The organism is Kocuria sp. SL71 (assembly GCF_026672465.1).
GTDB classification, from domain to species: domain Bacteria; phylum Actinomycetota; class Actinomycetes; order Actinomycetales; family Micrococcaceae; genus Kocuria; species Kocuria palustris.
This window is the reverse complement of record NZ_JAPPRE010000001.1, coordinates 2,061,962-2,082,494: the sequence shown is the minus strand read 5'-3', so window position 1 is coordinate 2,082,494 and position 20,533 is coordinate 2,061,962. Positions and strand designations below refer to the sequence as shown.

Below are 20,533 nucleotides of genomic sequence, written 5' to 3'. Positions count from 1 at the left end.
GTCCGGCCCCATGCCAGCGAGGTCCGCTCGGGCTGCAGGCCGGGGTCGTCGTGTTCGGGCGCTCTCGGGAGCGCCGGGAGCTGCGGGTCGCGATGGGCCCGTCGGCGGCGTCGAATCGGCGGGGCTGGCCGCCGTCGTTGGGGCGGGTCCGGGAGTGCACAGGCCCTCAGCGCCCGATCAGGACGCCGAGCAGCACGCCGGCGGCCAATGCGGCACCCAGAGACAGCACCGGGGCCATGATCGCCAGCGGCAGCGGGGCGCGGCGGCGCATGGCGCGCTCGACCCGCAGCCAGCGCACGCTCGCGGAGATCGCCACGACCATGGACAGGGCGATCAGCCCGGCCGCCAGCACCACGCGCACGGTCTGGGGGATCAGGTCCCCGGCGAAGGCCTCCAGCGCGATGCCGCCGGCCAGCAGGCCCAGGGCCGTGCGGATCCAGGCCAGGAAGGTGCGCTCGTTGGCCAGGGTGAAGCGCGGGTCCGGCTCGCCGCCGCCGCCGAGCAGGCGCGCTGCGAACGGGGACCGTCCGGTCTCGCCGGACGGGCGCGGGGTGCGGTTCATGACCGCCACGCTACCGGGCGCCACACGGTGTCACGGGCTTTCCGGGCCTTCCGGGCTGTCCGCCGGGGGCCATAGGCTTTCCGCTGGACGCCCGACACAGCCACCGCCCGCGGTGGCGAGACCAAGGAGGATCCCCCGTGCGACTCGCGCTCGCCCAGATCGACCCGGCCCCGGACGTCGCGGCCAATCTGGCGACCATCCGCCGCCACGTCACCGATGCCGCCGCTCGCGGCGCGGACCTGGTGGTCTTCCCAGAGGAGGCGATGCTCGGGGTGGAGTCCGGGGTCAAGGACCGCTTCGCCGAGATCGTGGCGCGCGAGTGGGACACGTTCGTGACCTCGCTGCAGGAGCTGGCGCATCAGGAGCGGATCGCAATCGTCGCCGGAGCCTACGAGCCCTCGGACGATCACCGCCCGTACAACACCCTGGTGGCCGTGGGCGCGGACGGGTCGCTGCTGGCCACCTATCGCAAGCTGCACCTCTACGACGCCTTCTCCTACCAGGAGTCCGAGCGCATCCGCCCCGGGGATGCGGGGACGGCGAGCATCGAGGTCGCCGGTGTGCGGATCGGGCTGAGCACCTGCTACGACATCCGCTTCCCCGAGCTCTACCGCGCCCTGGCCGACGACGGCGCCCAGCTGGTCCTGGTGCCCGCGGCCTGGTTCTCCGGCCCGGACAAGGTCCGCCACTGGGAGACGCTGCTGGCCGCGCGCGCGATCGAGAACACCCTGTGGATCGCGGCGGCGGACACCTTCAACGACCACACGGTCGGGCACTCCCAGGTCCGCGATCCGCTGGGCGGGCTCACCGCCCGGGTCGAGGAGGGCGAGCGGCTGCTGATCACCCAGATCGACACCCGACGCGTGGACGAGGTGCGCTCCACCGTGCCGTCGCTGGCGAACCGGCGCTTCCGCCCCGGCTCCCTGGCCGAGCAGCCTCTGGGGCAGCAGCAGGACTGAGTCCCAGCACCGCACGAGTACGACGACGGCCGGCCGCCCCCCTGCGCAGGGAGCGACCGGCCGCAGTCATCCGACAGGAGCCGGGCTGATCACCAGATGCGCACGCGCTCCTGGGGGTCCAGCCACATCAGATCGGACTCCGTGGTGCCGAAGGCCTCGTGGAAGGCATCGACGTTGCGCGCCGTCTGATTGGCGCGGAACTCGTTGGGGGAGTGGACGTCGACCGCCAGGCGCTGGGCCGTGGTCTCGTCGCGTGCCTTCTGCTGCCAGATGAAGGACCAGGACAGGAACAGCTTCTGCGCCGGGGTGAAGCCGTCGTCGTCCTGCTCCTCGAAGGCCGCGGGATCCGCACCGGCGCGCTCGCGGGCCTCGTCCGGGTCGTCAGCGGTCTCGACCACGCCGCGGGAGAGCTCCCACGCCTTGTAGGCGATCGACAGCCCTCCGAGGTCGCCGATGTTCTCGCCCAGGGTCATGCGCCCGTTGACCGTCGGCGGCTCCGGGCGATCGGCGAGCTGGTCCGGCACCAGGCCGTCGTACTGGCTGACCAGGCGCTCGGTGCGCTCCTCGAAGGCCGCGCGGTCCTCGTCGGACCACCAGTTGCGCAGGCGGCCGTCGCCGTCGGCGGTGGAGCCCTTGTCGTCGAAGCCGTGCCCGATCTCGTGGCCGATCACGGAGCCGATGCCGCCGTAGTTCATGGCGTCCTCGGCGTCCTCGTCGAAGAACGGGGGCTGCAGGATGGCCGCCGGGAAGACGATCTCGTTGCGCAGCGGGTGGTAGTAGGCGTTGACCGTCTGCGGGGTCATCAGCCACTCGTGCTTCTCCACCGGCTTCCCGGCCTTGCGGATCAGCTCGGCGCGCTCGAACTCCGAGGTGCGCACGATGTTGCCCACCAGATCATCGGCGCGGATCTCCAGCTGCGAGTAGTCCCGCCACTTCTCCGGGTAGCCGATCTTGGGGGTGAACGACGCCAGCTTGCGCAGCGCCTCAGCGCGGGTGGAATCGGTCATCCAGTCCAGCGTCTCGATCGAGCGCCGGTAGGCGGCCAGCAGGTTCTGGACGAGTTCGTCCATCCGCGATTTGGCCGTGGGGGAGAAGTGGCGCTCGACGTAGACGCGGCCCACGGCCTCGCCCAGCACGCCGTTGACCAGCCCGACTCCGCGCTTCCAGCGCTCCTTGAGCTCCGGGGTGCCGGAGAGGACCGTGCCGTAGAAGGCGAAGTCCGCCTCCACGAACGCCCCCGAGAGGTAGGCCGCCCGCGAGTTCACGATCTGCCAGCGGGCCCAGGCCTTCCAGTCCTCCAGGCGGGAGGCGTCGAACAGGGGATCGAGCTCGGCGAAGAACGACGGCTGCTGATCCACCACGGTCTCCACAGCCGAGGCCGGCAGCCCGAGGCCCTCGAGCAGCAGGGCGCTCCAATCGAGGTTGCGGCTGAGCTGCTGCAGCTCCTCCAGCGACTTGGGGTTGTACATCTTGGTGAGGTCGCGGACCTCGACCTTGTCCCAGTGCCGCTGGGCGATCTCGGTCTCGAGCCCGAAGATCCGCTCGGCCTCATCGTGGGCGCGCTCGATCCCGGCGAGTTCGAGCATCCGGGCGATGTGCTCGCGGTACTTCTGGCGGATCTCGGTGTGCTGGGCCTCCCGGTAGTACTCCTCGTCGGGAAGCCCGATCCCCGACTGGCCGATGAAGACCAGGCTGCGTCCGGGATCGCCCGGATCGGCGTCGGTGTCCACGCCCAGCACCGAGGACACGCCGCGGGCCAGCAGGCGGCCGAACAGGCGGGACAGGCCCTGCACGTCCTGGACGGCGTCGACCTCCGCGAGGTCCTCGGCCAGAGGCCGCGCGCCCAGCTGCTCGAGGCGCTGCTCGTCCATGTAGGAGGCATAGAGGTCCGCGATCTTCGCACGGATCGGATCCGGGTCCTCGCCCGGCTCCTCGGTCACGATCTCGCGCACCGCCTCCTCCGCGCGGTCGCGCAGCACGACGAAAGCGCCGATCAGCGCCTTGTCCTCCGGGATCTGCGCCTCGCGCAGCCACGGGCCGTTCACGTAGCGGAAGAGGTCGTCCTGCGGGCGGACCGTGCGATCGAAGGTCGTGGCGTCCAGGGAGGTCATGGCCTCCTCCGGCGTGTCGGCGGGAGCGGGTCCGGGTGCGGCGGTGCTGTCGGTCATACCGCCAGGCTAGTGGCCCGGGAGGGTGCCGGTGGGCCCGCTTCTCCGAGCGCGTGACGACGACGGCGGCCCCGAGCGCAGGTGCTCGGGGCCGCCGGGGTGCGATCAGGCGCCGGCGGCGATGACCTCGTCGAGCACGCCGTTCAGGGCCGTGACCTTGGGGTCGGAGTCGATCACGGCGCCGTCGGCGAAGTCGGTGAAGATGCTCAGATCCACGGCGGCGCGCACGACGGTCTGGGAGAAGTTGGCCATGATCAGGCGCCACTGCTCGACCGCGCGCACGCCGCCCACGGCGCCGTAGCCGACCAGGCCGAGGACCTTGCCGTTCCACTCGGAGCCCAGCGAGTCGACCGCGTTCTTGAAGCCGCCGGGGACGCCGTGGTTGTACTCCGGGGTGACGAAGATGTAGCCGTCGAGGTCGTCGACCACGCGGGACCAGGCCTGGACCTGCTCGGAGTCGTAGGACTTGTCCGCCATGGCGGGCAGGGTGGCCGAGGAGAAGACCGGGAGGTCGAAGTCCTTGAGGCTCACGAGCTCGAACTCGGCGCCGCCCTTGGCCTGGGCGTGGCGCAGGACCCACTCGCCCACGGAGGCGCCGACCTGCCCGTCACGGACGCTTCCCACGATGATGCCGATCTTCACAGCTGTCTCCTTGAGGTCTTCGCGCGGCCGGGGGGCGACCGCAAGTGCGTGACACATCATTCGCTTTGTGCGTCTGCGCTGTCCAGGGGCGATGCCGTGAGTCGGCTCACAGGGCGAACTCGGCTACCGTGTGGAGCGGATCACACGCGGCGCCGCTGCGCCGATCGCACAGCCCCAGGAGATGTCATGACCGCTCCCCATCAGCAGCCCGCCGAGGATCGGTCCCCGGCAGCCCACGAGGATCCCACCCCGCCCGATGCGCGCCGCGTGACCCCGTCCTCGCAGCGGATCGCGGAGGGGGCGCAGAAGCTCTCGGAGTCCGGCATCCCGCAGGCCCTGGCTGATCTGGCGCAGGCCTCGGACAAGGCGGCCGCGCTCAACGCGCACGGCGGCGAGCTCTGCGAGAAGCTCGGCATCGAGTACCTGGAGGCCTCGGCCCAGCGGGTGGTCGCGCGCATGCCGGTCGAGGGCAACCGCCAGCCCGTGGGCCTGCTGCACGGCGGGGCCACGATCTCGCTGGCCGAGTCGCTGGGCTCCATGGGGGCCTTCATCCACGGTGCGGGGCTCGGGCGCGTGGCCGTGGGGCTCGAGGTCAGCACCACCCACCATGCCTCCGCCCGCAGCGGCTGGGTCATCGCCACGGCGGAGGCGCTGCAGCTCGGGCGCTCGATCGCGACCTACGAGGTGGTGGTGCGCGCCGAGGCGGACAATCGCCGCATCTCGACCGTGCGCATCACCTGCTTCCTCAAGGAGCTCTGACCCCCTCTCCTTCCGCCGAGTGGATCCCCAGTTGCGCTGTTCTGCCTCTCAGCGCAACTGAGCATCCACTCGGCGTGTGCGGGGAGGCTCAGAAGAGGCGGGACGAGGCGATCTCGGCGCCCTGAGCCAGTGCCTCCAGCTTGGCGGCGGCGATCTGCGGGTGGATGCGCCCGCCCAGACCGCAGTCGGTCGAGGCGATCACGCGCTCGCGACCCACGACCGAGGCGAAGCGCTCGATGCGCTCGGCCACCAGCTCCGGGTGCTCGACCACGTTGGTCGCATGCGAGACGATGCCCGGGATGATCAGCTTGTCCTCGGGCAGGGAGACGTCCTCCCACACGCGCCACTCGTGCTCGTGGCGGGCGTTGGCGGCCTCGAAGGAGAACGCGCCGGCGTCGATCTGCAGCATGGTGCGCACCAGGTGCTTGAACTCCAGATCCGTGGTGTGCGGGCCGTGCCAGGAGCCCCAGCACAGGTGGAAGCGGACCTGCTCGGCGGGGATGCCCTCGAGCGCGTAGTTGATCGCCTCCACGCGCTTGGCCGTGAACGCCAGGTAGTCCTCGACCGACGGCTCGGGGTTGATCTGATCCCAGTTCTCCGCGATCGAGGGGTCGTCGATCTGCACGATCAGCCCGGCGTCGGTGATCGCCCGGTACTCCTCGCGCATGGCCTCGGCACATGCCTGCAGGACCTCGTCCTCGTCGCCGTAGTGCTTGTCCTCCAGGCGCGCGCACGACCCCGGCGAGAGCGAAGCCAGGTAGCCCTCGGACGCGCCCGTGGTCTCCAGCGCGCGCTTGAGGTTGGCGATGTCCCGGGCGACGGCCTCCTGGCCGACATAGCGGATCGGGCCCACGAACTCGGGGAACGGCGGCTGATTGCCTGTCGAGATCCCGCTGGAGGGGTCGGTGTAGGCGTCCTGGAAGCGCTGCCGGTCACGACGGTCGCCGAAGCTCGTGAGCCGCACCTGACCCGGCTCGGAGCGCACGGCCGGCTGGTTCCAGAGATCGACCGAGCCGGGGCCCAGTCCGTCCAGGCGGTCGAAGATGTAGTGCCACCAGGCGCCGTAGTCGGTGTCCTCGGACATGGCATGGCCGTACTCGCCGTCGTTGACGACGTCGATCCCCAGGTTCTTCTGGCGCTGGACGACGTCGACGACGGACTCGGTGAGCAGCTGGTCGTAGTCCTGCCCGCCGGTGCGGGCGCGGTTGGCCTCGATGAGCTGATCGGTGCGCGGCAGGGAGCCGGCGTGGGTGGTGAGGATGCGGTTCTCGGAGCGGTGCATGAAGAGGTTCCGTTCTGTGTGAGATGGGTATCCACTCGGAGGTGGGGAGAGGGGTCAGAAGAGGCGGCTCGAGGCGATCTGCGCGCCCTCGGCCAGCGACTCGAGCTTGGCCATGGCGATCTGCGGGTGCAGACGGCCGCCCAGCCCGCAGTCGGTCGAGGCGATGACGCGCTCGCGGCCCACGACGGAGGCGAAGCGCTCGATGCGCTCGGCCACCAGCTCCGGGTGCTCGACCACGTTGGTGGAGTGCGAGACGACGCCCGGGATGATGACCTTGTCCTCGGGCAGCCCGGCATCCGCCCACTCGCGCCACTCATGGCCGTGACGGGCGGAGGCCGCCTCGAAGGAGTAGCCGCCGGCGTCGATCTGCAGCAGGGGCTCGATCAGGTGCTTGAGCTCCAGGTCGGTCGTGTGCGGGCCGTGCCAGGAGCCCCAGCACAGGTGGAATCGGATCTGCTCCTGCGGCAGCCCGCGCAGCGCGTGGTTCAGCGCCTCGATCCGCAGCTGGATGAAGGAGCGGTAGTCCTCGAGCGAGGGCTCCGGGTTGATCTGGTCCCACGACTCGGCGATCGAGGGGTCGTCGATCTGCACGATCAGCCCGGCGTCGACGATCGCCTGGTACTCCTCGCGCATGGCATCGGCGCAGGCGTAGACGAGCTCCTCATCGGCGGCGTAGTACTCGTTGCTCACTCGGGCGCAGGAGCCGGGGGACAGCGCGGCGATGAAGCCCTTCTCGGCGCCGGAGCCCTCGAGCGCGGACTGGAGGTTCGCGATGTCCGCCTGCACGGCGTCGTGGCCGGTGTAGGTCAGCGGCCCGGTGATCTTGGGCTGGGCCACCCGCTTGCGGGCGGTGAGGATACCGGAGGACTGATCGGCGTAGGCCTCGGCGAAGCGCTGGCGGTCGCGGCGATCGGCGAACGACGTCAGCACGATATTGCCGGGCGAGGAGCGCCTGGCGCCGGCGTTCGGGTCCCAGCGGTCCTCGTCGGAGGGGCTCAGCCCGCCCAGGCGGGAGAAGGAGTAGTTCCACCAGGCGCCGTAGTCCACGGAGCTGGACATGGTGTGGCCGTACTCGCCGTCGTTGACGATGTCGATGCCGATCTCGGACTGCCGGGCGACGATGTCGCGTACGCCCTGCTGCATGGTGGCCACGAGCTCCTCCCACGAGATCGTGCCGGCCTGGTAGGCCTCGTTCGCGGCCAGCAGCTCGGGGGTGCGGGGCAGGGAGCCCACGTGGGTGGTCTGGATGCGGTCGGTGTTCAGCATGCGCGAAGGCACGTCCTTTCCATCGGTCCTGGCGGGAGCACCTCTGCGCTGGGGACGGATCCCCGCATGGTTGCTGCGACGTCTTCGAGCCAAGGTCTCTCGGTCGCTCGTGATGGTGACGCCGATCATCCTGCCATGCCGCGGGCGTCGCACCCAACCCACGAAAGCCGCCGAGTGGATCCCCAGTTGCGCTGTTCGGGCGAACAGCGCAACTGGGGATCCACTCGGCGGGGTGGGGGGGGTGGGGGAACGGAGGGTCAGCGGGGCATCGCTGCCGGGTCGTCGAACTCCTCCGGGGCGCGGAAGCGGGTCACGCCGCGCCGCTTGGCCAGCACAGCGCCGATGATCCACAGGAGAGCGAACAGGCCCGCCGTGAGCAGGATCTGCTGACGCACGCCGGGCACCGTCATGCCCAGGATCACGACGGCCACCATGCCCGCCAGCGCCACGTAGGACAGCACCGGGTAGCCCCAGGCCCTGAGCACGAGCTCGCGGCCCTCGCGCTCGGCGCGGCGGCGCAGCACCAGGTGGGAGACGATCGTCATGGTCCAGATGACGATCAGGGTGGAGCCCACGATGTTGAGCAGGATGCCCAGGATCTCCTCGGCCCACAGGTAGTTCAGCCCGACCGTCACGAAGCCGAAGGCCACCGAGGCCAGCACCGCGGCCACCGGCACGCCGCGGGGGTTGGTCCTGCTCAGGGCGACCGGTGCCAGGCTGCGGTGGGACAGCGAGAAGATCATCCGCGAGGCGCCGTACAGATTGGCGTTCAGCGACGACAGCAGCGCGACGGTCACCACGATCGCCATGATGGAGGCGACGGCCGGAAGCCCCGCGGTGTTGAGCACGGCCACGAACGGGGAGGCCAGCAGGTTCTCGTCGTTCCACGGCATGGCCAGGACCATGATGGCCACGGAGCCCATGTAGAAGATCAGGATGCGCCACACGATGGTGCGGATCGCCCGGCCCACGTTCTTCTCGGGGTCCTCGGTCTCGGCCGCCGCCACGGCCACGATCTCGATGCCGCCGAAGGCGAAGGCCACGATCAGCAGGCCGGCGGCCACGCCTCCGATGCCGTTGGGCATGAAGCCGCCGTGGGCGGTGAGATTGGCCAGGCCGGGCGCCTCGGCCGTGGGCAGCAGGCCGATCACGAACAGCCCGCCGATCACCAGGAAGACGACGACGGCGGCGACCTTGAGCAGCGAGAACCAGAACTCGAACTCGCCGAACTGCCCCACGCCGATGAGGTTGATGGCGGTGAAGATGATCATGAAGATCAGCGCGAGCAGCCACTGCGGGGCGATGGGCCAGGCGGAGACCAGGATCTGGGCGGCCGCGGTGGCCTCGGCGGCGATCACGATGATCAGCTGCACCCACCACAGCCAGCCGACGGCGAAGCCCGCGGCCGGGCTGACGGCTCGGCCCGCGTAGACGGAGAAGGCGCCGGAGGTGGGGTGATCGGCGACCATCTCGCCGAGCATGCGCATGATCAGGATGATCAGGAACCCGGCGACGACGTAGGACACGAGCACCGACGGCCCGGCGGCGGCGATGCCTGCCCCCGAGCCGACGAACAGGCCTGCGCCGATGGCCGAGCCGAGGCTCATCATGACCAGGTGGCGGCCCTTCATGTGGGCCTTCAGGTTCGAGTCCTGGGGGCCGTCTGCCCCGGGCGCTGCGGCAGCGGTGGTGCTCTGCGAATGGCGTCCGCGACTGGTCGCGGGCGAGGATCCGGAACCCATGGGGGCCTCCTGGTGGTGAGGGCGCCGGGGGATCGGCCTCGGGCGCCTGTGCTGCACGTCACAATCTGATGGCGACACACTAGGCCACCCCGAGGGCGAGTTCCGGGCCTCCGCGGAAGCCTTCGCGAGCGTCGGACGATGCGCCCCGTGATCCGCGTCTCACGGGTGGGATCGTCCGGCGTGTCTGCGCGCAGCGGGCGAGGGCGTCCGCTGGCGCAGGTGTGTGACATCAGATCGTCTCGGGGCCCTCCGAGCCCGCCTGATAGTCCTGCAGCGGCACCAGGCCGTCCGCCACGGCGTCGATCGCCGGCTGCACGATCCGCCAGCAGTGCTGCGAGGCCTCGGCGCTGACGCTGAAGGAGCGGTCGCCGTCGAGCATGCGGCGCACCACGGAGCCGTAGGCGGAGAAGGGCGACTCGGGGGTGGCTGAGGACAGGGTCACCCGCGAGGTCCCGCGGGGGTCGAAGGGGCCGCCCGCGCTGAGCTCGAGGCTGATCTCGCCGGTGGCCAGGTCCACTCGCAGGATGTCGCCGGCGGGGTCGCCGAACTCCTGGGCCCCGGCGGGGACGGGGCGGAAGCGCACCAGCACCTCCTGATGCGGCGAGCCGATGGCCTTGCCGGAGCGCAGGTGCACGGGCACGCCCTGCCACCGCCAGCTGTCGACCTCGACCGTGAGCCGGGCCCAGGTCTCGGTGCCGTTGGCGGGATCCACGCCCTCCTCGTCGACGTACGACGGCAGCTCGCGGCCGTCGATGCTGCCGGCCGTGTACCGACCCGCGGCCATGTTCTGCTCGATCGGGCCGATCACGCTGGTGCGGGCCAGGACCTGGGAGATCAGCTCCGGGATCTCGCCATCGGCGATCGACGACGGCGGGTCCATCATCAGCACGGCCATGACCTGCAGCAGGTGGGACTGGTGCATGTCGCGGATGGCGCCGGTGGCGTCGTAGAAGCCGGCTCGGCCCTCGAGGCCGAGCGTCTCGTCGAACGTGATGGAGATGGACTCGACCAGATCGCGGTGCAGCAGCGGCTCGATGATCCGGTTCGCGAAGCGCAGGCCCACCAGATCCAGCACGGCGGGCTCGCCCAGGAAGTGATCGATCCGCAGGATCCGGTCGGCCGGGACCAGGCGGTCGGCCAGGCGGTTGAGCTCGCGGGCGGAATCCTCGTCCGTGCCGATCGGCTTCTCGAGCGCCAGCCAGAGGTCCTGGGGCAGCTCGATCTCGCTCAGCGCGTCGAGCACCTTGCCGGTCACGGCCGGGGCGAGGGCGAAGTAGAGCACCACGCGGCCGTCGTCAGCGTGCTCGAGCAGCTGGGCCAGCTCCTGCGGGGAGGAGGCATCGGCGGTGACCCATTCCGTGGTCTCGAGGGTTCGCTCGACGGCCGGACCGGCGGAGTCGCCGAAGGCCTGGGCGACCGTGTCCCTCCAGTCCTGCTTATCCGTCCGCGCGCTGCCGATCACCCTCACCTGCCGCTCGGGCTGCAGGGCCAGGACCTCGCCGAGCCCTGGCAGCAGCAGACGGGAGGTGAGGTCGCCGGAGGCGCCCAGGACGATCAGGGTGGTGGGGGTCGTGTCGGTCATGGCTCCCACTGTAGGCAGGGCCTGCGACGTCCGCCCCCTCTGCTGTGATGAGGCCATGAGCCACGACAGCACGCGCCCCTCCTCCGTCCCCCTCGAGGACTACGCCCTGCTCTCGGATCTGCGCACCGCGCCGCTGGTCTCCCGCGAGGGCAGCGTGGACTGGCTGTGCTTCCCGTCGGTGGACTCCGCCGCGGTGTTCTCCGCTCTGCTCGGGGACCCGGACGACGGACGCTGGCAGCTGAGGATCGCCGACGGAGAGGTCGTCTCGCGGCGCTATCGACCGGGGACCTTCGTCCTGGAGACGCAGTGGCGCTCGCCGAGCGGGTGCGCGACCGTCGTGGACGCCCTGCCCACCGGCGACGACCGGGCGAACCTGGTGCGGGAGGTGACCTGCACGGAAGGGGTCGTCACGGTCGAGCACGATCTGCGCATCCGCCCCGACTACAACCGCAGCTCCCCCTGGGTGCACCTGCGCGAGCTGCCCGAGGGCGGCAGCGGGATCGCAGCCATCGCCGGGCCGGACATGCTCGTGCTGCGCGGCCCGCTGCTGTCGGCGCAGGAGGACGACGACTCCCGCCACGACCTCAGCGCCGAGGGCGAGGTCGGGCGCTGGCTCGGCGGCTCCTTCGAGCTGCAGGCCGGGAAGACCCAGGCGTGGGTCCTGACCTGGTGCTCCTCCTGGAGCCCTCTGCCGGAGGCCGTGGACGCTTCCGTCGCGCTGGAGCGCACCGAGTGCTACTGGCGGGACTGGCGGGACGCCACCTGCTCCCAGCAGACGGTCAGTGAGGGGCAGGAGCGGTCGCTGCTCGTGCTGCGCGCGCTCACGCACGGGGAGACGGGCGGCATCGCGGCCGCCCCCACCGCTGGGCTGCCCGAGGACTTCGGCGGGGTGCGCAACTGGGACTACCGCTACACGTGGCTGCGCGACGCCTCGCTGACCATCGAGGCGGTGGTGGATCACGGCCACACCGAGGGCGCCCGCCACTGGCGGGACTGGCTGCTGCGCGCGGTCGCAGGCGACCCGGAGCGGATCCAGATCATGTACGGGATCGACGGACGCCGCAGGCTGCCCGAGCACGAGCTGGAGCATCTCTCGGGCTATGAGGGGTCGCGGCCGGTGCGCATCGGCAACGGCGCGGTAGATCAGTACCAGGCCGACGTGATGGGCGAGGTCATGCTCGCCCTGGCCGCGCTGCGCGACGCCGGCGAGCCGGAGGACCTCTGGTCCTGGGGCCTGCAGAAGACCCTGCTGCGCTACTGCGAGCAGCGCATCGACGAGCCCGATCACGGCCTGTGGGAGATGCGCGGGGAGCCCGCGTTCTTCACCCACGGGCGCGTGATGATGTGGGCGGCGTTCAACGAGGGGCTGCGGGCGGTGTCTGAGCACGGTCGGATCCGCGACGGCGTGGCCGAGGTCGACGGCTGGCCGGACATCGCGGACCAGCAGCCTTCCGAGGGCCATGAGGACGCGATGCCCGAGGCGGAGACGGTGATCCTTGCCACCCCGGAGGAGATCCGACGGTGGACGGAGCTGCGGGACCGCCTCCACTCGGAGATCATGTCCGAAGGCTGGAACGAGCAGCTGGGCTCCTTCACCCAGACCTACGCACCCGGCCACGGCAGCCAGGAGGTCGACGCCTCGCTGCTGCAGCTGCCGCACACCGGGTTCATCGCGGCCGATGATCCCAGGATGCTGGGCACGGTGTCCCGGATCGAGCAGGACCTGGTCGACGAGCACGGGTTCGTGGCTCGCTACCGCACCGCCTCGGGCTCGGACGGGCTGGCGGGCGGCGAGTACCCGTTCCTGCTGTGCCTGGCCTGGCTGGCCGAGCAGTACGCCCGCTCCGGACGCGTGGAGGACGGGCGAGGGGCGCTGGATCGGCTGGAGGGCTGCGCCAACGACCTCGGGCTGCTGGCCGAGGAGTTCTCGCCGGAGCACCAGCGTCTGGCGGGCAACTTCCCGCAGGCCTTCAGCCACCTGGGCCACCTGCGCGCCGCGCAGGCTGTCGAGCGGGCCGAGGGCTCAGCGCGGGAGGCGGCTCAGGCGAACAGCCCCTCGTAGGCCTCCTGGAAGCGCTCGGCGACCCGATCCCAGTGCTCACGGGCCTCCGGGTTCGGGTCGAAGGTGTGCGCGTACGGCGGATCCACGGGCTCGATGTCCGGGGAGAGGACCTCGGAGGCCAGCACGGCCGTGCCGCGCAGGGTCGAGCGCTTGAAGGTGGCCTGGACGGCGCTGCGCCCCAGCAGGTCAGAGAGCTGCTGCTGCAGGCCCGGGACGGACTGGGTCATCCCGCCTGCGGTCACGAGGCGCTCGACCTCGCCGGAGGCCTCGGTGAGCTGCTGGGCCACGCGGCCGTAGGCGGCCGCCACGCCCTCCATCACGCCGCGCAGGATGTCCTCGGGGCTCGTGGCCGCCGAGAGCCCGAGCACGGCGGCGCGGGCGTCGCCCGCCCATCCGGTGGAGCGCTCGCCGGTGAGGAAGGGCAGGACCAGCGGGGTCGTGGGATCGATCGGGCGCTGGGCCACGTCCTCGGGGGAGAGGTCCTCGGGCAGGCCCAGGGTCTCCTCGGCCCAGGTGACGGCGCGGCTGGCGTCGTTGATGGCCCCGCCGAGCAGGCAGCGGGTGTCGTCGATGCGGTAGCACCACAGTCCCGACGGGATGGTCTCGGGCTGCTCGTGCAGCAGCACGCGCATGGCCCCGGAGGTGGCCATGGAGGTGACCATGGTGGTCGCATCCCGACCGCCGGAGCCCACGTTGGCGCTGAGGCCGTCGGCCACGGGGGCGAACCACTTGGCCTGGCGCAGCGCCGGCCACCGCTCGGCCACGGCCGGGGGCACCTCGCGGATGGGCTGGTTGGGGCGGGCGATCAGCGACAGCGACTCCCGCTCGACCTGGGCCAGCTCGAGCATCCGATCCGACCAGTCTCCGGTGCGCCGATCCAGCAGACCGGTCCAGGCGGCGGTGGAGGTCCCCACGCGTGCCTTGCCCAGCAGGCGCAGGTGGAAGTACTCGCCCAGCGACATCCACCGGGTCGTGGCGGCGAAGGCCTCCGGCTCGGTCTCGCGCAGCCAGCGGAAGCGCGGCGTCAGATAGGACGTGTGCAGGCGTGTGCCCGTCAGCTGCTGGATCTCGGCCTCGTCGACCTCCTGGCGCAGCGCGGCCAGTTGCCCGCTGGAGCGCGAGTCGGCGTAGGTGTAGCAGGTGGTGGTGGCGCGGCGACGGGAGTCGGTGCCCACCAGGGAGGAGGCGAAGGTGTCGATCGCGACGCCGCCCACCCGGCCGACGAGCTCCTGCCGCGAGCCGATGATCTGATCGATCAGGCGGCACAGTTCCTCGACCACCTGATCCGGATCGATCGTGCTGGTGCCGTCGACGGCGGTGGTGAAGTGGTGCGGGATCTTGTCCCGGTAGCCGCGCACCGGCGTGCCCGTGGCGTCGTGGAGGCTGCCGCGGGTGGCGGTGGAGCCGACGTCGAGGGCGAGGACGAGGGGGTCGACGGCGTCCTTGAGCGGGACGGCGAAATCCACGTCGTCGTCGGTCTTGGGCGGACGGGGTGCGGACTTGGCCACGTGCGGGTCCTTTGACGAGGTTCTCGGTGCGGCGGGCCGGCCCTCGGCCGCGGTGCCAGCTGCGAAGTCGACGGGATCCGAGCCCTGCGTGCAGCGGCTGATCCCGGCGGTCGACGTCGACACCTCATCGTATCCCGGCCGAAGGTGCCGCGCGCCGGTCGGCCGGGGCCGCGGACGTTCCGAGCCCGGCAGATCGACGACGCCGACCGCAGGGCAGAAGAAGGCCCGCCCCGTCCTGCGCGGGGCAGGGCGGGGCGGGCCGATGCTCGCGGGCGAGCGTTCGGAATCAGCGGCGGTTCTTGGAGGCCGAGACCCGGTTCACGATGATCAGGATGATGCCGACGATGAACAGCAGGCCGCCGAGCAGGCCCAGGCCGATGCCCGCGAAGGCGCCGCCGACCATGCCGCCGACGCCGACGTCGGTGATGTAGACCGAGTCGTTGGAGACGTAGGGCGAGCAGCTGAGGCGGTACTCGCCGGCCTCCTTGGTCTCGAACGTGCCGAGCAGGGAGAACTCCTCCCCGTCGGTCGTGGCGGTCTGGTCCGCGCCCGAGGTCTCGAGCTCGAGGGTGTCGAACTCCGGCGTGTAGATCGAGCACTCGTCCACGGAGTCGGTGGTGGTGGCGAACACGTAGTACTCGGTGTCCGCCTCGAGCGTGCGGGTGGTGCCGGACGGGGTGTCGGCGATGTCGTTGGCCCCGCCCACGATGCTGGTGAAGAACACGATGATCGCGATGATGCCGAGCAGCACGCCCAGGCCCAGCGAGACCAGGCCCATCCACAGCGGGGGCTTGCCCTTGCCCGTGGGGCGGCTGCCCTGCGAGCTGCCGTACGACCCGCCCTGGTAGCCGCCGGACGGCGTGAACTGGGGCGAGCTGCCGCTTCCGCTGCCGCCGCCTGCGGGGCGGTACTGCGGTGCGCCGGAGCTCTGGCCCTGCTGCGAGGACGACGGTGCGCCGTAGGACGGGACCTGCTGCGAGGAGCCGGAGTCTCCCTGCGAGGGCTGGGACTGCGGCGCGCCCTGGTTCTGCTGCCAGCCGCCGCCGAAGTTCGGGGCGGAGTGCTGGGAGCCGGAGGAGCTGCCGTTGCTGCCGGAGTCCTGAGGGGATCCGTTGGTGGGAGTGCTCATGGGGAGGGTCCTTTCGCGAGGAAGGGCGGTCGAGCTCGAGTGTTCACTATAGAAAATACCCGGATGGGGCGATACGGCAAGCCCTGCGTCGGAAGATTTCCGCTCCGAGGCGCGTTCGAGAGAGAATCGGGGCAGTGCAGGCCGCAGTCCGCCTGCCCGCTCGCATCCGTCGTCCGCCGCGGTCTCCTGCCGCGGCGGCACCAGAGGAGAGATCCGTGCCGCAGCTTCGTTCCGCCACCTCCACCACCGGCCGCAACATGTCGGGCGCCCGCGCGCTGTGGCGCGCCACCGGCATGGGCAGCGAGGACTTCGGCAAGCCGATCGTGGCGATCGCCAACTCCTTCACCCAGTTCGTGCCCGGTCACGTCCACCTCAAGGACATGGGCCAGCTCGTGGCGCGCGCGGTCGAGGAGGCCGGCGGTGTGGCCAAGGAGTTCAACACGATCGCCGTGGACGACGGCATCGCCATGGGCCACGACGGCATGCTCTACTCACTGCCCAGCCGCGACATCATCGCGGACTCGGTCGAGTACATGGTCAACGCGCACTGCGCCGACGCCCTGGTGTGCATCTCCAACTGCGACAAGATCACCCCGGGCATGCTTATGGCTGCCATGCGCCTGAACATCCCCACGATCTTCGTCTCCGGCGGGCCCATGGAGTCCGGCGAGGGCGTCGAGGGCGTGGTGGAGCACCGCGTGGACCTGGTGGATGCCATGTCCCTGGCCGTGGACGAGTCCGTGACCGATGACCAGCTCGCGCTGATCGAGGAGTCCGCCTGCCCCACGTGCGGCTCGTGCTCGGGCATGTTCACGGCCAACTCCATGAACTGCCTCACCGAGGCCCTGGGCCTGTCCCTTCCGGGCAACGGCACCACTCTTGCCACGCACATCAATCGCAAGCGCCTCTTCGAGGAGGCCGGCGCCCGGATCGTGGCCTCGGCCAAGCGCTACTACGAGGACGACGACGACTCCGTCCTGCCGCGCTCGATCGCCACCCCGGAGGCCTTCGCCAACGCCATGACCCTGGATGTGGCCATGGGCGGGTCCACCAACACGGTGCTGCACATCCTGGCCGCCGCGCAGGAGGCAGAGGTCGACTTCACCATGTCGGACATCGACCAGATCTCCCGGCGCGTGCCCTGCCTGGCCAAGGTCGCCCCGAACTCCACGAAGTACCACATCGAGCACGTCCACCGGGCCGGCGGCATCCCCGCGATCCTGGGCGAGCTGCGCCGCGGTGGGCTGCTGGACGAGGACGTCCACACCGTCCACGCCGCCACCATGGGCGAGTGGCTCGATGAGTGGGACATCCGCTCCGGCAAGGCGACCGAGCTGGCGAAGCACCACTTCCTGGCCGCTCCGGGTGGGGTGCGCACCACGCAGGCGTTCTCGCAGGCCAACGAGTACGAGGATCACGACCTCGACGCCCAGGACGGCTGCATCCGCTCGGTCGCCCACGCCTACACCAAGGAGGGCGGGCTGTGCGTGCTCTTCGGCAACATCGCCGAGGACGGCGCGATCATCAAGACCGCGGGCATCGACGAGTCCCTGTTCCACTTCAAGGGCTCCGCGTTCGTCGTCGAATCCCAGGACGAGGCCGTGTTCGAGATCCTGTCCAAGAACGTGAAGTCCGGGGACATCGTGGTCATCCAGTACGAGGGCCCCAAGGGCGGGCCCGGCATGCAGGAGATGCTCTACCCGACCTCCTACCTCAAGGGCCTGGGCCTGGGGAAGGAGTGCGCGCTGATCACCGACGGCCGCTTCTCCGGCGGCACCTCGGGGCTGTCGATCGGGCACATCTCCCCGGAGGCCGCCGCCGGCGGTGCGGTGGGCCTGATCGAGCAGGGGGATGAGATCGAGATCGACGTCGAGAACCGCATCCTGCGCGTGAACGTGGACGACGCCGAGCTGGCGCGTCGTCGCTCCGAGAAGGGCGAGGCCCCCTGGAAGCCGACCAAGCCGCGCGAGCGCAAGGTGTCCAAGACGCTGAAGGCCTACGCCTCCATGGTGACCTCGGCGGACAAGGGCGCGGTGCGGGTCGTCGAGGACTGAGGTCCTCGAGCTCGGCGCTTCACGTGCGCAGTCGGGGCACCAGCCGCAACTCGCCGGAAACCTGGCTGGTGTACATTGCACCAACTGCTGGGAACGGCCTGTGATCGCTCCGGCAGATTCCCTTGAGAATCGGAGTACACATGGAGCAGCTCACCGAGGCGATCGGAACAGCCGGCGGCTGGATCTGGAACGTCGTGTTCGTCCTGCTGGTCGGCACGGGCCTCTACCTGACGATCCGCACCAAGGCCGTCCAGTGGCGGTCCCTCCCGGAGATGTTCCGGGTGCTGGGAGACCCTCCCGGTGAGGATCCGGACGGCAAGAAGTCGATCTCGTCGTTCCGCGCGTTCACCGTCTCGGCGGCTTCGCGCGTGGGCACGGGCAACATCGCGGGCGTGGCGATCGCCATCAGCCTGGGCGGCCCCGGCGCCGTGTTCTGGATGTGGTCGATCGCGGCCATCGGCGGCGCCAGCGCCTTCGTGGAGTCCGTGCTGGGCCAGCTGTACAAGCGCAAGGGCCACACCGGCTACTACGGCGGCCCGGCGTACTACATGACCCACGGCATGAACGCCCGCTGGATGGGTGTGCTGTTCGCCGTGATCATCACGATCACCTACGGCTTTGTGTTCAACTCGGTGCAGTCCAACGCGATCGTGGACTCGCTGTCGGGCTCGCTGGACATCGACCCGTCGGCCGCCGGGGCCCTGCCCTTCAAGCTGATCTCGTGGGCGCAGTGGTCGTCGTGCTGACCGCCTCCATCATCTTCGGCGGCGCCCGCCGCATCTCCGCGGTTACCCAGGCAGTCGTGCCGGTCATGGCCATCCTGTACGTGCTGCTCGGGCTCCTGGTCGTCGTCCTGAACATCGGCGAGGTCCCCGGCATGGTCGCCGACATCGTGCTCGGCGCGTTCGGCATCCGCGAGTTCGTGGTGGGCGGCTTCATGGGCGTGTTCATCCAGGGCCTCAAGCGCGGCCTGTTCTCCAACGAGGCCGGCATGGGCTCCGCGCCCAACGCCGGTGCCTCCGCCTCTGTCTCGCACCCGGCCAAGCAGGGCTACGTGCAGTCCCTGGGCGTCTACTTCGACACGTGGCTGGTCTGCTCGGTGACCGCGTTCATCGTCCTGCTGTCCAACCCGACCTTCGGCGATTCGGCGCAGGGCGCGTCCCTGACGCAGTCCGCGCTGGGCGAGCAGCTGGGCACCTGGGCGATCCACTTCCTGACGGTCGCGATCTTCCTGTTCGCCTTCACCTCGGTGATCGGCAACTACTTCTACGGCGAGTCGAACATCCTGTTCCTCACCGGGTCACGCACCGTCATGAACGTCTACCGCCTGCTGGTGCTGGTCTTCGTGATGATCGGCGCGGTCGTAGCACTTGATCTGGTCTGGTCCCTGGCCGACGTGATGATGGCGATCATGGCCACGATCAACCTGATCGCGCTGCTCTTCCTTGCGCCCATCGCGGTCAAGGTGCTGAGGAACTACGAGGCCCAGCGCCGCCGCGGCGAGGAGCCCACGTTCAACGGCTCCGACATCCCGGGCCTCACCGGGCTGGACGCCTGGGACGGCACCGACGTGATCACCACCGGCGCGTTCTGGACCCAGCAGATGAAGCGGACCGGCAAGGCCTGATCCGCTCACGCCTCTGAACGACGACGAAGCCCTCCTCCCAGCCCGATCGGCTGGGAGGAGGGCTTCGGTGTTGCTGGGTGAGGAGCTTGAGGTTGCGGCATCGTTGAAGACGACCGTCAACGAAGGGTGATCTCGGAGCCGCACGAGGCCCACGGCGCCACTTGAACCCCCCCCCAGGGTTATCTAAAATACGTATGTCCTCAGGGTCTTCTGGATCTCAGCGAGACAACGACGGCCAAGAAACTGACATGCAAGGAGAACGTCATGAACGAAATCAAGATTGATCAGGCTGCGCGCCTGGCCACGGGGTGCCTGCGCGCGGCTAACGGCATCAATGCCAATCAGGTGACCCCGGTGGTCTCTCGCGGCTGTATCGACGACCTGATTGCTATGAACTTTCTGACTCCTTCCGCGACGTCTGGGCTGCTAGATGCGACAGAGATCGAGAGGATCTTCTCGCGCACCCGAGTCCTGGACGGCAAGGACCTCAGCGTGCTCCGCGTGTCCATAGGCCCGCTCAAGCTGAGTGGTCCGACAGACCCCGTCAGCCTGCCCACGGGGGTTCATCCTCGTCGTTTTAGCGGGTGGGACTTCGCGAATACCAAGAATCTGACTCCAGATGAGGCGCAGGCAGGGATTGCTGGTGTGTGGCCATTGTCGGAAGAGAGCGCGCGTAAGGCGGAAGCCGTGAACGCTATTTTCGCTCCGGCGGTCAAGGGCTTCGTTGCTGGTGATCTTGTCTGCCAGGTGATCGGCTACTCGATCGACCTGACGACTCGTCGTCGCTGGTTCAAGCTGGATGCGCTGACTCAGCTCCAGCACAGATACGTTTTCGGGTCGGATGGGTGGTGGCAGCATCTGTGGATCACCGTGCCCCGCGGAGCCGTGGCAGGGATCGAGTTCTCTCCGCAGGATCTGGCCATGAAGTGGAATAACGAGCAGACCCCTGTGCAGCACTGACGCGCAGAAGTGAAATGCCGACAGCTGTCGCTGGAGGCGGCTCGAGGCTCTCTGCACTCCATGTGGCGTGCAGAGAGCCTCGAGCCGCCTCCGGGGGCGTTCCCGTAGCCGTGCGCATATCGGACCGAGGGTGGGCCCCTAATGATCACCCCGGCCAGATGAGGCGGCTGGCCTGAAGTGCGATGTCGTGCCGGCAGGGGGGCGCTTGCGCAGATACCCCGTCTGGCTGAG

General features: G+C 69.9%; 14 protein-coding genes, 1 pseudogene and 1 riboswitch. Of the genes and pseudogenes, 6 read left to right on the top strand and 9 right to left on the bottom strand.

Annotated features, from left to right (window positions below; translation table 11 throughout):
• Positions 1-166: 166 nt before the first annotated feature.
• Entirely contained in the window at positions 167-562 is a 396-nt protein-coding gene (locus OVA15_RS09385; RefSeq protein WP_204782325.1) for a YidH family protein, read from the bottom strand.
• A gap of 137 nt (positions 563-699) precedes the next feature.
• Between OVA15_RS09385 and OVA15_RS09380 the strand changes: the two genes are divergently transcribed.
• Complete coding sequence (locus OVA15_RS09380; protein WP_058872003.1) at positions 700-1,521, top strand: carbon-nitrogen hydrolase family protein; 822 nt, start codon at positions 700-702, stop codon at positions 1,519-1,521.
• Positions 1,522-1,610: 89 nt separating this feature from the next.
• Here the strand turns inward: OVA15_RS09380 and OVA15_RS09375 are convergent, their stop codons facing one another.
• Together OVA15_RS09375 and OVA15_RS09370 are read right to left on the bottom strand one after the other, a co-directional pair.
• Positions 1,611-3,689, bottom strand: a complete 2,079-nt coding sequence (locus OVA15_RS09375; protein ID WP_326493283.1) for a M13 family metallopeptidase — start codon at positions 3,687-3,689, stop codon at positions 1,611-1,613.
• Between the two features lie 105 nt (positions 3,690-3,794).
• Positions 3,795-4,331: an NADPH-dependent FMN reductase gene (locus tag OVA15_RS09370; protein ID WP_268144532.1), complete on the bottom strand. Its 537-nt coding sequence runs from the start codon at positions 4,329-4,331 to the stop codon at positions 3,795-3,797.
• Positions 4,332-4,517: 186 nt separating this feature from the next.
• On the opposite strand from OVA15_RS09370, the gene OVA15_RS09365 reads away from it, so the two are divergent.
• A complete protein-coding gene (locus OVA15_RS09365; RefSeq protein WP_082677025.1) occupies positions 4,518-5,090 on the top strand; it encodes a PaaI family thioesterase in 573 nt (190 codons plus the stop codon).
• 88 nt (positions 5,091-5,178) lie between these two features.
• Here OVA15_RS09365 and OVA15_RS09360 read toward each other — a convergent pair whose 3' ends face one another.
• The 4 genes from OVA15_RS09360 to OVA15_RS09345 all read right to left on the bottom strand — a co-directional run bounded on the left by OVA15_RS09360 (position 5,179) and on the right by OVA15_RS09345 (position 10,962).
• Positions 5,179-6,372 carry a cobalamin-independent methionine synthase II family protein gene (locus tag OVA15_RS09360; protein ID WP_268144529.1) on the bottom strand — a complete coding sequence of 398 codons (1,194 nt, stop codon included), beginning with the start codon at positions 6,370-6,372 and terminating at the stop codon, positions 5,179-5,181.
• Between the two features lie 54 nt (positions 6,373-6,426).
• The gene (locus OVA15_RS09355; RefSeq protein WP_268144527.1) at positions 6,427-7,638 is read right to left on the bottom strand and encodes a cobalamin-independent methionine synthase II family protein; all 1,212 of its coding nucleotides are present in this window, start codon (positions 7,636-7,638) and stop codon (positions 6,427-6,429) included.
• A 16-nt stretch (positions 7,639-7,654) separates the two neighbouring features.
• A riboswitch (SAM riboswitch) is annotated at positions 7,655-7,757 on the bottom strand.
• A gap of 138 nt (positions 7,758-7,895) precedes the next feature.
• Complete coding sequence (locus tag OVA15_RS09350) at positions 7,896-9,380, bottom strand: amino acid permease (protein ID WP_326493282.1); 1,485 nt, start codon at positions 9,378-9,380, stop codon at positions 7,896-7,898.
• A 229-nt stretch (positions 9,381-9,609) separates the two neighbouring features.
• On the bottom strand, positions 9,610-10,962 hold the full coding sequence (locus tag OVA15_RS09345) for a glucose-6-phosphate dehydrogenase (RefSeq protein WP_326493281.1): 1,353 nt from the start codon (positions 10,960-10,962) through the stop codon (positions 9,610-9,612).
• A 55-nt stretch (positions 10,963-11,017) separates the two neighbouring features.
• On the opposite strand from OVA15_RS09345, the gene OVA15_RS09340 reads away from it, so the two are divergent.
• A complete protein-coding gene (locus tag OVA15_RS09340; protein WP_053447977.1) occupies positions 11,018-13,024 on the top strand; it encodes a glycoside hydrolase family 15 protein in 2,007 nt (668 codons plus the stop codon).
• Here the strand turns inward: OVA15_RS09340 and OVA15_RS09335 are convergent.
• The gene (locus tag OVA15_RS09335; RefSeq protein ID WP_268144524.1) at positions 13,003-14,532 is read right to left on the bottom strand and encodes a gluconokinase; all 1,530 of its coding nucleotides are present in this window, start codon (positions 14,530-14,532) and stop codon (positions 13,003-13,005) included. The genes OVA15_RS09340 and OVA15_RS09335 overlap by 22 nt on opposite strands.
• 286 nt (positions 14,533-14,818) lie before the next feature.
• Positions 14,819-15,661 carry a hypothetical protein gene (locus OVA15_RS09330; RefSeq protein ID WP_268144521.1) on the bottom strand — a complete coding sequence of 281 codons (843 nt, stop codon included), beginning with the start codon at positions 15,659-15,661 and terminating at the stop codon, positions 14,819-14,821.
• A 215-nt stretch (positions 15,662-15,876) separates the two neighbouring features.
• Between OVA15_RS09330 and ilvD the strand changes: the two genes are divergently transcribed.
• The 3 genes and pseudogenes from ilvD to OVA15_RS09315 all read left to right on the top strand — a co-directional run bounded on the left by ilvD (position 15,877) and on the right by OVA15_RS09315 (position 20,302).
• A complete protein-coding gene (gene ilvD / locus OVA15_RS09325; protein ID WP_268144519.1) occupies positions 15,877-17,715 on the top strand; it encodes a dihydroxy-acid dehydratase in 1,839 nt (612 codons plus the stop codon).
• Positions 17,716-17,855: 140 nt separating this feature from the next.
• A pseudogene (locus tag OVA15_RS09320) lies at positions 17,856-19,342 on the top strand (alanine/glycine:cation symporter family protein).
• 264 nt (positions 19,343-19,606) lie between these two features.
• Positions 19,607-20,302, top strand: a complete 696-nt coding sequence (locus OVA15_RS09315) for a hypothetical protein (protein ID WP_268144517.1) — start codon at positions 19,607-19,609, stop codon at positions 20,300-20,302.
• Positions 20,303-20,533 lie beyond the last annotated feature (231 nt).